General features: G+C 48.0%; 11 protein-coding genes. 4 read left to right on the forward strand and 7 right to left on the reverse strand.

Annotated features, from left to right (window positions below; genetic code table 11):
* Positions 1 to 26: 26 nt before the first annotated feature.
* The 4 genes from MKA69_RS15110 to tesA form a co-directional block, all read right to left on the reverse strand.
* Entirely contained in the window at positions 27 to 1,676 is a 1,650-nt protein-coding gene (locus tag MKA69_RS15110; RefSeq protein ID WP_000375440.1) for an ABC-ATPase domain-containing protein, read from the reverse strand.
* Positions 1,677 to 1,789: 113 nt separating this feature from the next.
* Complete coding sequence (locus tag MKA69_RS15115; protein ID WP_009355556.1) at positions 1,790 to 3,688, reverse strand: EAL domain-containing protein; 1,899 nt, start codon at positions 3,686 to 3,688, stop codon at positions 1,790 to 1,792.
* Positions 3,689 to 4,029: 341 nt separating this feature from the next.
* On the reverse strand, positions 4,030 to 5,220 hold the full coding sequence (gene fabV / locus MKA69_RS15120; protein ID WP_055031613.1) for an enoyl-ACP reductase FabV: 1,191 nt from the start codon (positions 5,218 to 5,220) through the stop codon (positions 4,030 to 4,032).
* Positions 5,221 to 5,309: 89 nt separating this feature from the next.
* Positions 5,310 to 5,909: a multifunctional acyl-CoA thioesterase I/protease I/lysophospholipase L1 gene (gene tesA / locus MKA69_RS15125; protein ID WP_141238909.1), complete on the reverse strand. Its 600-nt coding sequence runs from the start codon at positions 5,907 to 5,909 to the stop codon at positions 5,310 to 5,312.
* On the opposite strand from tesA, the gene MKA69_RS15130 reads away from it, so the two are divergent.
* From MKA69_RS15130 to MKA69_RS15145, 4 genes are all read left to right on the forward strand, one after another.
* Positions 5,908 to 6,585 carry an ABC transporter ATP-binding protein gene (locus MKA69_RS15130; RefSeq protein ID WP_001194964.1) on the forward strand — a complete coding sequence of 226 codons (678 nt, stop codon included), beginning with the start codon at positions 5,908 to 5,910 and terminating at the stop codon, positions 6,583 to 6,585. The two genes, tesA and MKA69_RS15130, sit on opposite strands and share 2 nt — an antisense overlap.
* Complete coding sequence (locus MKA69_RS15135; RefSeq protein WP_305848405.1) at positions 6,582 to 9,029, forward strand: ABC transporter permease; 2,448 nt, start codon at positions 6,582 to 6,584, stop codon at positions 9,027 to 9,029. The genes MKA69_RS15130 and MKA69_RS15135 overlap by 4 nt, the downstream gene beginning before the upstream one ends.
* Positions 9,030 to 9,392: 363 nt before the next feature.
* The gene (locus tag MKA69_RS15140; RefSeq protein WP_000684080.1) at positions 9,393 to 10,559 is read left to right on the forward strand and encodes a nucleotide sugar dehydrogenase; all 1,167 of its coding nucleotides are present in this window, start codon (positions 9,393 to 9,395) and stop codon (positions 10,557 to 10,559) included.
* 108 nt (positions 10,560 to 10,667) lie between these two features.
* The gene (locus MKA69_RS15145) at positions 10,668 to 12,101 is read left to right on the forward strand and encodes an FAD-dependent oxidoreductase (RefSeq protein ID WP_305848406.1); all 1,434 of its coding nucleotides are present in this window, start codon (positions 10,668 to 10,670) and stop codon (positions 12,099 to 12,101) included.
* Positions 12,102 to 12,152: 51 nt separating this feature from the next.
* Here the strand turns inward: MKA69_RS15145 and MKA69_RS15150 are convergent, their stop codons facing one another.
* Genes MKA69_RS15150 through MKA69_RS15160 form a run of 3 tightly spaced genes read right to left on the reverse strand, consistent with a single transcriptional unit; the run spans position 12,153 to position 14,540 of the window.
* Positions 12,153 to 13,082, reverse strand: coding sequence for a biotin-dependent carboxyltransferase family protein (locus MKA69_RS15150; protein WP_305848407.1), 930 nt, complete (start codon positions 13,080 to 13,082; stop codon positions 12,153 to 12,155).
* Between the two features lie 9 nt (positions 13,083 to 13,091).
* Positions 13,092 to 13,796, reverse strand: coding sequence for an allophanate hydrolase subunit 1 (locus MKA69_RS15155; protein ID WP_305848408.1), 705 nt, complete (start codon positions 13,794 to 13,796; stop codon positions 13,092 to 13,094).
* A gap of 3 nt (positions 13,797 to 13,799) precedes the next feature.
* Positions 13,800 to 14,540: a 5-oxoprolinase subunit PxpA gene (locus MKA69_RS15160; protein ID WP_000044783.1), complete on the reverse strand. Its 741-nt coding sequence runs from the start codon at positions 14,538 to 14,540 to the stop codon at positions 13,800 to 13,802.
* Positions 14,541 to 14,686: the final 146 nt, after the last annotated feature.

Below are 14,686 nucleotides of genomic sequence, written 5' to 3' on the forward strand. Positions count from 1 at the left end.
TTATTAATAATTCAGCTTTGTGTCACTTAAGCTTTAAATTGGGCTTTACGCATACGGTTGAGTGCGGCCATCGCGTCCATGATACGAGGCTTCGCCAGATCGCCATGGTTTGGCATGGCTTGATACCAATCGCCTTCGAGCATCTTACTCATTGCTTTCGCTGGGTTTTCTGTCCAACCCGGCAGTTGCGCCAGTTGGAACCAAAGCCAGCCAATCGCATTCACTTCGCTTGAACTTTGTAATTGCTCCAAAGCCGTGAGCTCAGTGAACTCTTTACCAAAACGCAGTGCATCCAAACCTTTTGCTGAAACGCGGAATTTGCCTTCCAACAGCAGTTTTTGCAGGGTAGCGCAGTGTAATGCACGAGGTTTGAAGGTGGCTAATGGCGTTTCACACTCATTGCGACGTTGAGTGGGGTGCTGAGCAATCACTTCTCGTGCTTTGGCTGTGACATCCAACGGTTGATAGTCGTGCATTTGAATCACGGTATCGGCAACATCTAAATAATCGCCAGATCCCCCCATGACGACCAGTGTGGAAACCCCCAAATCATCACGCAATTGACCGATACGATCCACCAACGGTGTAATCGGTTCTTCCCCTTTACTGACAAGGGCTTGCATACGCTCATCACGGATCATGAAGTTGGTCGCGGAAGTATCTTCATCGATCAGTAGCGTGGTCACCCCCGCCTCAATCGATTCTTGCAACCATGCCGATTGCGACGTTGAACCTGAAGCATCTTGCGTGCTGAAATCGGTCGTGTCTTTCCCCATAGGCAAATGGTTGATGTAGTTGGATAGATTGAGATTGTGTACGCAGCGGCCTTCTTCTGCGCGAATTTTCATCGCGTTGAAATCGGTCACCATACGTTCACGACCATCACCAGGGATATGGTTGTAAATAGAGCGTTCGAGCGCCGTCAGCAGGGTTGATTTACCGTGGAAACCACCCCCGACAATCAAGGTAATGCCTTGCGGAATACCCATGCCAACCAACTCACCTTGGTTTGGTGTAGAAAGTGTGACTTCAAGGGATTGCGGCGCTTGGAATGGGACGGCATCTTTCATCGGAAGATCGCAGTTACCCGCCAAACGTGGCAGTACGCTACCGTTAGCAACGAAAGCGACCAAACCGAGGTCGTCAAGTTGCGCGCGCATTGCTTCTTGGTCTTCCACCACTTCACAGTGTTGCAGCAGGGCCGCTTTATCCAGTTCGCGCTCCAACGTGGCACGGCGAATGTATTTTGGCAGATGGAAAGTCAGAATATTCAGCGCTTTTTTAGCCAAAATATCACGTCCTTCCGCAGGCATACTCATGCGAAAACGCAGTTCGATACCGTGCTCGTTAAACAGGACAGAAGTGCTGTCGAGAACGGTTTGGCCGCTGATAGCGATGGACAGGCTATTGTCTTGCTTTGCAAATTCAGCAAAGGCGCGAGCAATAAAATCACGCGCTGCCATTTGATACGCAGGCGATTTTTCTTTGAGCCAATCTAAACCGGTCAACGACCAAGCGCGAGTCGCGCGCAGGCGAGAGGCTGAAGCGTATGGATCAGACTGAATGTGGTCGATGAACAGAGTAAAGTCACCAAAGTCATACTGACCTTTGATCTGCTGATAAGCACGATAGTTCTGCTTTTCGAGTTTTTTAAGTGTTGCAATTAGTCGATCCATCTCGATTATCGCTCATAGGGAAAGAAAAAGAGGAGCGCGATTATAGGTAGCGCCCACTGAAGAGTAAAGGAATGATAAGCCAATCTCTTAATGAGCGACAACCATCCCTGTACTTATTCTGGCTTGTGTGATGGTTGAGTGTGACTTTTTAGCTTCTGCTCAAATTCATCGCTAGGCATCGGCCGGCCGTATAGAAAACCTTGGCCGATGTCGCACCCATGCTCCAGAATAAACTGCTCTTGTTGTGGGGTTTCGATGCCTTCCACAACCACATTCAGTTTGAGTTTTTTAGCAACGTGCAGCATAGAACGCACAATTTCTTGATCGCTTTCGCTATGTTCGATTTGTTCTAGAAAGCTTTTGTCGATTTTAATGCCATCAAATGGGAATTTTTTTAGGTACTGAAAAGAAGCGTAACCGGTGCCGAAATCATCTAATGATAAGGTTACGCCCAGAGTGTGTAGTCTATTGAGTATGTCACTGGCTGTCGGTTCATCCACAATTAAACCACTTTCCGTGATTTCTAATTCCAATTGATGCGCTGGAAAATGGTAAAGCGCGAGCAGTTCACGAATCTGGTCAACAAAGCGGCTGTTTTTTAGCTGCACTGAAGAGATGTTGATTGCGATATGGAAGTTTGGGTATATGGCTAACCAGTCGCTGGCGGCTTTGATGGCATGGTGCAGCACAAAATGGCCGACCTCGAAAATTAAGCCATTTTGTTCTGCCATATGGATTAAGGTTTCATTCGAAAATTCACCCAACAGCGGATGCTTCCAACGCAGCAGTGCTTCTGCGCCAACCCAATGCTGTGTTTTTACGCTCACTTTGGGCTGAAAATAGAGCATTAGGTCATTATTGCGCACAGCCTGTAAGAGGTAATTTTCCAGTTGATTTTGTCGAGCATGGTTGTCGGCCAATGCGGGAGAATGGAAAAAAACTTTATACCCCGAATCTTTACATGCCAACATGCTACTGACCGCATGGCGTAACAATTGCTGCGGATCGCGCGTTTCTCGGCTAAGGGCAACTCCAATGTAAGGGTTGAGATGCAAAGGCAGGCCTTCGGCAATGAATTGTGCTTGGCCGGCATGGATCAAGCGATGACACAACTGGTTTAAATGCCCATCCAATTGTGTGCTTTTCAACAGTAAGGTGAGGTTGGTCGAGTTAGGGCGCGCGGTGAGTAATTCGCCTTCTGTAACAGGACCGAGCCTCTCGCGTAGCTGTTTTAATACATCATCCCACAGATGAAAACCAATCCGTGCTTGTAATTGGCGAGCATTAGCAAAGCCAATATGCACGACGGCGAGTTCTTCATTTTCTTCTAATTGATTGAGCTGTAAGGCAATGTGTTGTTCTAGTGCATTTCGATTGAGAAAACCGGTCCCCACATCGTGACTGCGCTGGTACTCAATTTGCTGCTCTGCTGCGCGACGTTTGTCTATTTCTTGGTGAAGCGATTGGTTAAGTGAAGCAATGCTTTGCATTTTGTTACGGACTTTGAAATGCAAATCTTGGTTCATTTGTAGCAGTGTTTCACGCTGATAGAGGGTTTTGAGTTGCGCTTCAATCGATTCTCGAAACGTGCTGAGCAACTGCTGTTCTAAAGCGAGAAAGTGGTGTTCTTTGCGATCGGTAGCACACAGAGTGCCGAAAAGGTCACCATTAGGCCATAACAAGGGGACTCCACAATAGGCGCGCATGCCATATTCCATATCGGGGTTCTCTTTCCAGAGCGGATCGGTTTCGGCATTACTCACGATTAAAGGTTGGCGAGTATTGATCACGGTTTCACAGTACAACCCTTTTCCTAACCGTTCGGTCATACCGACTCGGTATGGATTATCGAGTCCCTGATTGGCGCAAAAGACGTCAAGATCGTGATGGCGTAATCGCATAATCACGGTGGCTGGCACCTTAAGTATCTCGCCGAGTAAATTGAGCATATTTTGCCAACTCGCAAGCATCGTCGCAGGGATGGGTATCGATTGTGGAAGGATCGGTGCCATTAATGAGTCCTTGAGTTTGGCTGGTAAAACGTTACCCATCTCTTGCTCTTATCGCGCAGTCATGCTCGTTTTGTCAGGATCCAAAACGCCTTTGGGTATTGGACAACCATCGATTCTGTCAACTGGCTGCAACGGCAAGTTAATGAGGTATACATGCAGCAACTATCTTCTTCCTAGAGAATAGTGCGGCATTGAATATTTGTGTCGTTAGAGTGACTGTACTTGAGAAGTAATACCTTTACTTCAATGGTCAGTCACTCTAACAAAAGCCGATCAGAATGGCAGAGTGATTTCGATTAGCTTGTGTGAATTCTCAAATCTAAAACAGAATGCGGTATCATTTATTTGTTAATAAACTTATGCATATCAACAGATTGGCTATAGTCTATCCGCTCAAACTCAAAACCATTCAACTGCATAAATGCTTGTTTAAAGCCCACATAGTCACCGAATTGCTGAAAATTATGACTGTTCATTTGAGCGAGGAGCTCCGCAACTCGTGCTTGGGTATCGGGATTCATCTCCCAATCATCCATGCGTATGAGGCGTTCACTATCAAGAGGAATGCGGGAATGGCCATATAATTTGTCGCTAAACAAGCGCTGCATCTGTTCGATACAACCTTCATGAGTCCCTTTGTTCTTCATCACTTGATAGAGTGCGATGAGGTAGGGACTTAAGCCGGGGATGAACACGCTGGCTTTGGTTACGAGGGCTTTACAAACCACGGCATATGCACCGCCATCAAAATTAGCGAGTTTAAGATTCAGTGAGTGGCTGGTTTGGTGAAGATCGATTTTTGCTCGGCCTAAAGTACCATCCAGATAAATAGGATGGGTTACTTCTGGGCCCATGTAAGAAAACGCAATGGTTTTACAGCCTTCGGCAAGTGATTCGGCATTGATCAAGGTATCAATCCAATTTTCCCAATCATCACCGCCCATCACACGTAGCGTTCCTTCAATTTCCTCTTCTGTAGCAGGCTCTAAAGTGGTGTCAGTCCAAGTGTCGTTGTCTAACATGATGGATGCGCCGGAGACGGCTTGACCAATTGGCTTGATTGCTGAGCGCCAAAACTCACCATCAGGCTTACGGCGCATGCCGCTCGCGATGCTGTAGATCACTAAATCCACTTCGCCTTCAAAGTAGGTTTCAATCGCTTCAACTACCTGTTCACGCATTTCTGCAGAAAACACATCGCCCTCTAAATTGATTGCAATACGGCCTTCTTGCTCTGCATATTGCTTAAAAAAGAGGTTGTTGTAGAAGCCAGCACTGCCAGTTTGAGTTTCACTGGGTGCGCGTTCAAAAGAGACACCAATTGTGTTGGCTTTTGCACCTCCGAAGGTGAGAGCGATCCGCGCTGCTAACCCAAAACCAGAAGAGGCGCCGAGGATCAATACACGTTTAGGACCTGATTTGATCGGATTTGCCTGTTTTACGTATTGGATCTGCTGTAGAACTGCCTGTTCGCAGCCATAAGGATGGGCGCTGCGTGCAACAACGCCCTGAATGAGTGGCTTGATGTGCATAGGGTTACCTATTGTGTGGTTAAGAGCTCAAAAATAACGTAAAGCTGAGTAAATTTTATTGAGCTAAACCAGTAAATAGAGGGATGGTGTTACAAATAAGTGATGATTTGATCCGCTACGAAGTCGGCGATCCAAGGCTGCGCTTCTGGTTTTGGGTGTAAGCCATCACTCATCATCCATTCCGGTTTTACAATCACTTGCTCAAGAAAAAACGGAATGAGTGGAACGGAGAATTGCTGCGCTAAGCTCGGATACACTTGATAAAAAGCATCGCTATAGCGTTTGCCATAGTTAGGTGGTATACGGATCTGCATTAAAATTACAGCCGTATTCTGAGCTTGGATTTGTTCAATCATGGTGGCTAAGTTTGTGCTCACCGTTTTGGGCGGAAAACCACGTAAACCATCGTTTGCGCCTAGTTCAATCAGCACTGCATCTGGGGTATGTTGAGTCAGTAGCGAAGGCAGGCGAGCTAATCCGTTACCTGTGGTGTCGCCGGAAATGCTGCCGTTAACGACGGATACTGTTTTGCCTTTTTCAGCCAGTGCGCCAGCCAGTAGACTGGGCCACGCTTGTTCGATGGGCATTTCGTATCCCGCGCTCAAACTATCGCCAAGGATCAACAGGGTTTTACTGCTCACCGTAGCGGAAAAAAGAAGAATAAACACAAAGGAAAGTCGTCGAGTCATGCAAACATCCATTATTTCAGCGCAGTCATTATCCAAACTAGTGTCCACCAATCAGGAACATTTAACAATCCTCAAACAGGTGAATCTCTCGATTCAGGCGGGAGAAAGCGTGGCGATTGTTGGTGCCTCTGGTGCCGGTAAGTCCACCTTAATGACCTTGCTTGCCGGGCTCGATACGCCCAGTGAAGGCGAAGTTTATTTACTGGGTAAGCCATTATCAAAGCTTGATGATGAGGCGCGCGCAGCACTGCGCAGTGAGTCGGTCGGGTTTGTATTTCAAAGCTTTCTGCTGATCCCAAGCCTTTCGGCGTTGGAAAATGTGACCTTGCCCTGTTTGCTTAAAGGTGAGGCGGAAGATCGCGAACGTGCGCAAATGTTACTGAAATCGGTCGGGTTGGAACACCGTATACACCATTCTCCTGCGCAATTATCCGGTGGTGAGCAACAGCGTGTCGCGATTGCTCGCGCGTTTATGATTCGTCCGCAAGTGCTGTTCGCCGATGAGCCGACTGGAAACTTGGACCAAGAAACCGCCGCGAAAGTGATTGACCTGTTGTTTGAACTCAACCGTGAACATGGCACGACATTAGTCTTGGTGACCCATGATCCGAAACTGGCGCAGCGCTGCCAGCGCCGATTTTTCATGCAAGCGGGTGAGTTGGAGGAGCGAGTATGACGGCATTGCCCTCTGCGGCGCTGAATCGCCGTTTATTGCGCTGGAGTTTGAGTGAAATCCGTCACGGGCAGTTGTGGCCGGTTACAGTGGCGCTGACGTTGATTATCGCCTCCATTTTTGCATTAACGGCACTGGCACAACGTATGGAGCAAGTGATTGTTAAGCAAGGGCGCGATGCTTTAACTGCGGACACCGTGTTTGTCTCTGCCAACCCACTGCCGGAATCGCTATTAACTTTAACGGCTAAGCAAGCCACACCAACTTCGCAAATGACCCGTTTCGCCACGATGGCGTTCAGTGATCAAGGTATGCAGTTGGTGACGGTCAAAGCCGTAGATAGTGCTTACCCTCTGCGTGGCGAAATGCGTTTGAGTGATGGCCTACAGGTGTTGAATCACGTCAGTGCTAACCAACTGTGGCTAGAGCCGAGAGTGAAAGACCAGTTGGGTGTGAATATCGGTGACAATGTCACGATAGGAGATGCGGATTTTGTGGTGAGTGGTGAAGTGCTCGAAGAGCCTGGGCTAAGTTTTAACCCATTCCAACAAATGCCCTCGGTTTATATTCATGCTTCGGATATCGCCAAAACCGGGGCGATTCAACCCGGTAGTCGTGTGCAATTTAGCTTGTTTATTACCGGTGATGATTCGGTGATTAAGGCGATTAAACAAGAGATTAATTTAACACCGAGTGATCGCTGGCGTGATCAAGAGAGTGCGAGCCGCACCAATGAAGTGTTTGAGCGCACTCAACAGTATCTCTCGTTGACGGTGGCGATTGTGATCTTGATGGCGGCGACCACCTTGGTGTTGACCTGTCAGCATTATGTGTCCACTCGAATGCACACCATCGCAATGCTCAAAAGTCTTGGCGCAAGTCGTCAGTGGTTACGTCGTTGGTTAGCACTGCAAGTGGCTCTGTTGCTGGCGTTTGCGGTGGTGTTGGGCGGTATCATTGGTGTTGGGTTGGAGTCGCTGCTACGTTTGCCACTAAAAGATTTATTGCCAGATCCACTCCCCAGTTACGGTTTACGTCCTCTGTGGATTGCGCTTACCAGTAGCTTATTGATTGCCGTTCCTGCTTTGGGCATTCCGCTTGGCCGCTTATTGTCGGTGAGTGCCGTGGCGGTGATGCAGCCAGTGCAACCTGAGCGGCGTTGGCAACGTAATCTGCTGCTGATGATGGTGCCTGTCGTACCCCTGCTACTGGTGTATTGGCAAAACCAACTGATTTGGATTGTGCTGATGGGGATTGTTGCCCTGTTTGTGGTGTTGGCTTTGGTGAGTGTGGTGGTCACTCGTTTATTCGCTAAGCTTCCGTTAAATCCACCGATGGCATTAGCATTAAGCCGAATTAATCGCTCTGGCACGGCTAGCGGTTTACAATTTGGCGCATTAGCGCTCTCTTTGATGCTGTTGGCGATCATCTGGTTAGTGCGTACCGATTTACTCTCAGATTGGCAACGTACGCTGCCCGAAAATGCGCCGAATGCATTCGCACTCAATATCAGCGAGTCGGAAAAAACCACATATCTGGCCGCATTAGACAATGCCCATATTGAACGCTCGGCAGCGTACCCGATTATGCGTGGCCGCTTAACCCATATTAATGGGCAAGAAGCCAAACACTATGCCCAGAATGGAGAAGAGAGTTCCGATGCGCTGCGCCGAGAGTTGAACTTAACGTGGGCTGAACAGCTACCCGATTACAACCCGATTTTGCAAGGTGAATGGCAAAGCCACAATGGCGTGTCAGTGGAGCAAGAAGTGGCGAGCGATCTTGGCCTCAAGCTGGGTGATACGCTCAGTTTTACGATAAATAGCCAAGTGGTGACCGCAAAAGTGAACACCATTCGTCAGGTTGAATGGCGGGAAATGAAGCCCAATTTTTACTTCATTTTTAGCCCCGATGTGGTGCAAAACCTGCCCGTGAGTTACTTGATTAGCTTTCGCGTTTTGCCCGAGCATGATGCATTGCTAAGTCAACTCTCGCGTCAACATCCCACGGTGAGCCTGATGGATATCCGCACTATGGGGGCAAAAATTCAAGCTTTGCTGACGCAGATAGTGTGGTCTGTGACTGTTCTGGCTGCGCTTGGAGTATTGGCCGGAGTTCTGTTGATTTTCACTTTACTGCGTTTAAGCCTCAGCCAACGTCAGCAGGAAATTCGTTTATACCGCACCTTAGGCGCGAGTCGCCGTCGAGTGGTACACACCATTTGGGCCGAATATGGGGTGATGGCATTGGTCGGCGGATTCGTGGCGAGTTTGAGTGCCGATCTGGTCGTTGCTGCGGTGATGAAATGGGGATTTAGCTTAAATCCCAGTTTGCATATGGTGTTGTGGTTGGCTTTACCCGCCCTGACTTTTTGCACACTTGCTGTGGTTGTGAGCAGTATGCTCAAACGGCTGTTAGCCCCCGTGAATAAAGCGTTCAGTGATTGAGACATTGGGTAAATGGGTTAGTTATCCACAAAATCAGTGGATAACTTCTGGGATAAGTAAAGAGGCTATTTCGGGGTGATTAGGTGCTAGCCCCGTAGTGGCCGAGGTTTGCGAGATTGGGTTATTCACAAAGTGATGAAAACTCAATAATGGCAAATTTGAGTCAAGCATTTTTTTATATTTTTTCGGCTTAAAACCGTCTTTGTTTAGCCCGAGTGCGTTTGATCAAAAATCCTTATGTTACAGGTTGTTTTTGTTTCTTCAGGACCTTTTCGGCAAGCGATTTGCAGTCACTAAATCGTCAATTTTTTATGGCATGGTAAAACTTGAAACGTCTTAGAACATCAAGTGAAAGGATCAAGCATGAAGATTGCGATTGCGGGTACTGGATATGTCGGTCTATCAAATGGAGTGCTGCTCGCTCAGCATCATCAAGTGGTTGCTCTGGATATTGTGCCGAGTCGAGTTCAGCAGCTTAATGATAAAATATCACCTATCGCAGATCCGGAAATCGAAGAATTCCTGCAACATCAACCTATCGACTTTCGTGCCACTTGCAATAAAGAGGAAGCGTATCAAGATGCGCAGTATGTCGTGATTGCTACGCCGACAGATTACAATCCAGAAACCAACTACTTTGACACACGAACGGTGGAAGCGGTGATTGATGATGTGCTAGCCATCAATCCAAATGCCATCATGGTAATCAAATCCACAGTGCCAGTTGGCTATACGAAGCGCATCAAACAGCGGCTGTGCTGCAACAATATTGTGTTTTCCCCAGAGTTTCTACGCGAAGGCCGCGCTTTGTATGACAACTTATACCCATCAAGGATCATCGTGGGCGAAAAATCAGAGCGCGCACAGGCCTTTGCCGAGCTATTAGCTCAGGGTGCAAAGAAGACCAACATTCCAATTTTACTGACCCATTCAACCGAGGCTGAAGCGGTCAAGCTCTTCTCTAATACTTATCTTGCAATGCGTGTCTCTTTCTTTAACGAGTTGGATACTTACGCGGAAACGCATGGTTTAGATACCCAACAGATTATTGAAGGCGTCGGGCTTGATCCTCGTATTGGCAATCACTACAACAACCCTTCGTTTGGTTATGGTGGTTACTGTTTACCGAAAGATACCCGCCAGCTATTGCGTAATTTTGAAGATGTACCGAATAACTTGATTCGTGCGATTGTTGATGCCAATACCACACGTAAAGACCATATTGCGTTTTCAATATTGAATCGAAACCCTAAAGTGGTGGGGATTTATCGGTTGATCATGAAAGCGGGCTCTGACAATTATCGTGCTTCGTCAATTCTGGGGATTATGAAACGCATCAAAGCCCGAGGTATCGACGTTGTGATTTATGAGCCAGTGCTCAGCGAATCGACGTTCTACGGCTCTCCCGTCATTAATGACTTAGCGCAGTTTAAAGCGGTGGCGGAAGTGATTGTGACCAATCGTCTGGTGGCAGAACTCGACGATGTGCAGGACAAAATTTATACCCGCGATCTGTTTGGGCAAGATTGAGTGATCCGCAAAGGATAAGTCCGCGTAAAAAATGTGATTTTATTAACGTTTCATACCCTTTAGAATAGCAGCCACTTTTGTTCGCCTTGATGTAACTGTAGGTAAAATATGACATTGAGATCTCAAGATCCCCGAATTGCTATCATTGGTGGTGGTATTGCAGGTGCAACCGCGGCCGTTCACTTGGGTGAGCTTGGATTGAATGTACTGTTAATCGAAAAAAGTGCGGGGTTAGTCAGCGGACCACCGATTTGTCATTTACATGCGGGGGGAAATCTCTATCGAGAAATCTCTGAGCAACAGTGTATTGATTTGCTTGATCAATCAATTGAAACCGTTCGTCTTTATCCACACACCTTGAATGTGCGTCCAACCCTTATCACCATTCCTAAATCGGATCCGGGTGAGCCTCAAGATATTTTGCCGCGATTAGCAACCATTCAAAATGCTTACCAGCAGAGGGTAGAGCAAGATCCGGCTAATAAAGTGTTGGGTGAAGTCGAAAACTATTACCGCCTTTATCAGCGTGAAGAGTTGGATCATCTCGCGCAAGCGGAGCAGCCTAACCCGCCACGCAGTGATGACGATTGGGTTATACCTTTTGCGCAAAACGCGGATTTGGATCAGCTCAAATACCCAGTGGTGTTGGTGCAAGAGTATGGTTGGAGCGTGTTTCGTCTCGCGGCGAGTGTGGATCTCACGCTTGCTGCACTGCCTAATTGTGAAGTGATGCTACGTACTGAGCTTGTTGATGCGCAGTATCAAGATAACCAGTGGCGATTAACCTATCAGGATGCACAAGGTGAGCGTCATACACAGACCGTCGATTATCTGGTCAATGCGTGTGGCTTTGAAACCGGACAGGTGGACGATATGGCAAGCCACCCTAGACAGCGTTTGGTGGAGTTTAAAGCTGCGTATGTGACCCATTGGCCTGCGTGTCATCAATGGTGGCCGGAAGTGATCTTCCATGGGCCGCGTGGCAGTGAGAATGGCATGGCGCAGTTAACGCCTTATGCGGATGGCACGTTCCAGCTGCACGGTATGACAGAAGCGATCACTCTATTTTCTGATGGCCTAGTGGCCTCCAGTGCTGATTCTGCGCAGCCTCAATTACCGAGCTACCTACAGCATAAAATTGCACGCGGTTGGCCGATGGTCGCTCAACAAGAGCGAACTCTACGTGCTATTGAACACATGAGCCGGTTTGTACCTGCGTTTGGCCATGCAGAATACGCAGGAACGCCACTGTTTGGGGCGCAGCAAATTCCCGGTGATGATGTGACGTTGCGCGCGGCGGATGTCAGCTTTGAAGCGAACCATTACGCGAGATTGGAAGTGGTGAAAGGTTCGTCTGCACTGCGCGCAGCTCGGCAGTTGGTGGAAGTGTGGCAACTGAAGCCAACTCAAACGACGTTCTCCATCGAAGAAGCGCATCCACAGAGCATGATGTTAACGGCAGATCAGGTTGAGCAGCATGCCATCAGATTAACTCAGGAACGTGGTTACCCTAGTGCGCTAGCCAGAGTGTATGGGTTGTAAAAGATATTCAGACAAGGTCACGGGCCTTGAGCTCAGTGGTCCAATAACAGCTTAGTAACCAAAGAAACGCGCCCATCGGCACCATACCGCTTGTAGTCCTGCGAGATCGCCAGCGACAAACTGTACGGAATGCCCCGGTTTAGCTTGTGCTAAACGGGGTAAATCAATTCTCGCCACACAACCGAATTTGGGATAGCCACCAATTGTCTGTCGATCATTAAGCAAAATGATCGGTTGGCCGTCGGGGGGGATTTGAATGGCACCCAAGGCAATCCCTTCCGATAAAATAGGCTTTTCTGGCGGTGTCACGCTTTCACCTTGCAAACGGTAACCCATGCGATCGCTGTTTGGCGTCACCACAAACTTGCTGTGATAAAAGCACTCTATTGCCGATTGGGAAAACTGACTATGTTGGTAACTCTCAATGACTCTGAGCCGCAAAGGCAAGTTGTAATCAGGACGGAAGCGGAAGGTCATATGTGCGGGTTTTAAGGCGATTTGTAAGGAGTCAAAGGCCAACTCATCACCTTGCTGTAACGCTTGCCCTTGTTGGTGAAAACCGCCTAAACCTTGTCGAATATGAGTCGAGACGGAGCCAAGCTGCGGCGTTACCATAAAGCCACCTTGAACCGCGAGATAAGCGCGGAGTCCGTTACGTGGCAGACCAAAGCGCAGAATTTGCCCCTTCTGTACATAAAAGCGGCTCCAATTCGGAATGGGAACACCATCAAGAGTCGCGTTGAGATCGCCACCTGTGATTGCGAGCTGCGCATCGCGCTGTAAACGAAATTCTGCAGGGCCTAAAGTGATCTCCAATGTTGCTTGATTGACTGGATTGCCAAGCAAATGGTTAGCCCAACTGTAAGCGTATTCATCCAAGGGGCCGGATGGACTAATCCCCAAATGACTGAAGCCATAACGTCCCAAATCGTGAAGTAAGGTCATTGGCCCAGCCTTGAGCACCTTTAGCATCCCTCGCATCTTTCTTCCTTACTGAAAACGTTGTGGCTGAATGACACCGCCTAATTGGACAAACTCCTCTCGTTCAATGGAACGAAATCGCACTTGGGAACCAATTTGCCACGGCGACATTGGTGTTTGGTCTGGGTTAAATAAACTCACCGGACAGTTGCCGATAATATTCCAACCTCCTGGTGAGTCGTTGGGGTAAATCGCGGTTTGGTGCTCAGCGATGCCCACACTGCCTTTCGGTAGCATCAAACGCGGAGTAGTGCGTCTAGGTCGGCGTAACGGTTCAGCGACCTCCGTCATAAAGGCAAAACCCGGTGCAAACCCAATTGCGCATACGGTGTAGGTGACGGAAGTATGTAACTGAATAACCTCTGAGAATGAAAGCCCTTGCTCGTGATAACGAATGATATCCGGTCCCACATCAGGATGGTAGTAAACGGGCAACTCAATGATATTTGCATTGGTTTGATTTGTAAGCCGAGGTTGGTTTAACAGCGAGGTTAACTGAGCGATCAGATCGTTTTGTGCTACACGATAGGGAAGGTAGTCAATCAGTAAAGTGGTGTAAGAGGGCGTGACATTCATCAGTCCATGCGCAAAATTCTGCATGATGTCATGAGCACATGCACCGATATGAATCGCTAAAGTGGCATCGGCCGAATGCTGAAAGCGCACCAGTAAGCTGCCTTCGGCAATCGGTTCAATTTGAAATGGAATGGACATGGTTTACTCATCCAACGCGGCACGAATTCGCGCGATCAAAGCAATCGAGTTTGGATTATCTCCGTGTACACATAAGGTATCGGCTTCAATCGGAATCACAAAACCATCTGAACTGGTGACTTTACCGTAGCGAGCAATTTGCCGCACTTGGCTCAAAATATCTTCATCAGTCGTAAGAACTGCATTGGGCTGTGAGCGTGGCGTCAGTTTCCCATTGGCGAGATAAGTACGATCAGCAAAGGCTTCAAACAGCAGCGGTACATCAAAGCGATCAGCAATATCGAGATAATCTTGGTTGTTGGCAGAGGCGAGCACCATTAAGGGCAAATTAAAACAGGAAACCGCATCAACCACCGCCCGAAAGATACTGGGATCGCTCATCATGTCGTTATACAGCGCGCCGTGAGGTTTCACGTAACTTAACTGGCCATTTTTACTTTCGCACAGTGCTTTCAGAGCCCCCACTTGATAGAGGATGATTTCACTGATTTCTTGTTCGCTCATTGCCAACGAACGGCGCCCAAAACCTTGCAAATCTGGGTAGCTAGGATGAGCGCCAATCATGACTTGGTGTTCAAGCGCGAGATCTATAGTACGACTCATCACATGGGGATCAGAAGCGTGAAAACCGCAAGCGATATTGGCCATGTCAATCCAAGGCATCACGTCTTCATCGGCTCCCATAGTCCAAATACCGAAGCTTTCACCCATATCGCAATTGAGTTGAATTGTCCGTTTGCTCACTGTCGTACATCCTTTTGTCAATTCTGTTTGTTAAGGTAACGAAAAAGCAGGATTTCGTCAGCCGAATTTGCTTTCGAGTAACTACATTTGCGTGTGCGAATGCCATCCAGTGAGAACGAAAAATAGCATTGGTTTCTTTTTTGAGC

Origin of the sequence: Vibrio sp. AH4 (assembly GCF_030710545.1) — a bacterium.
In the GTDB taxonomy this organism is placed as follows: Bacteria; Pseudomonadota; Gammaproteobacteria; order Enterobacterales; family Vibrionaceae; genus Vibrio; species Vibrio metoecus.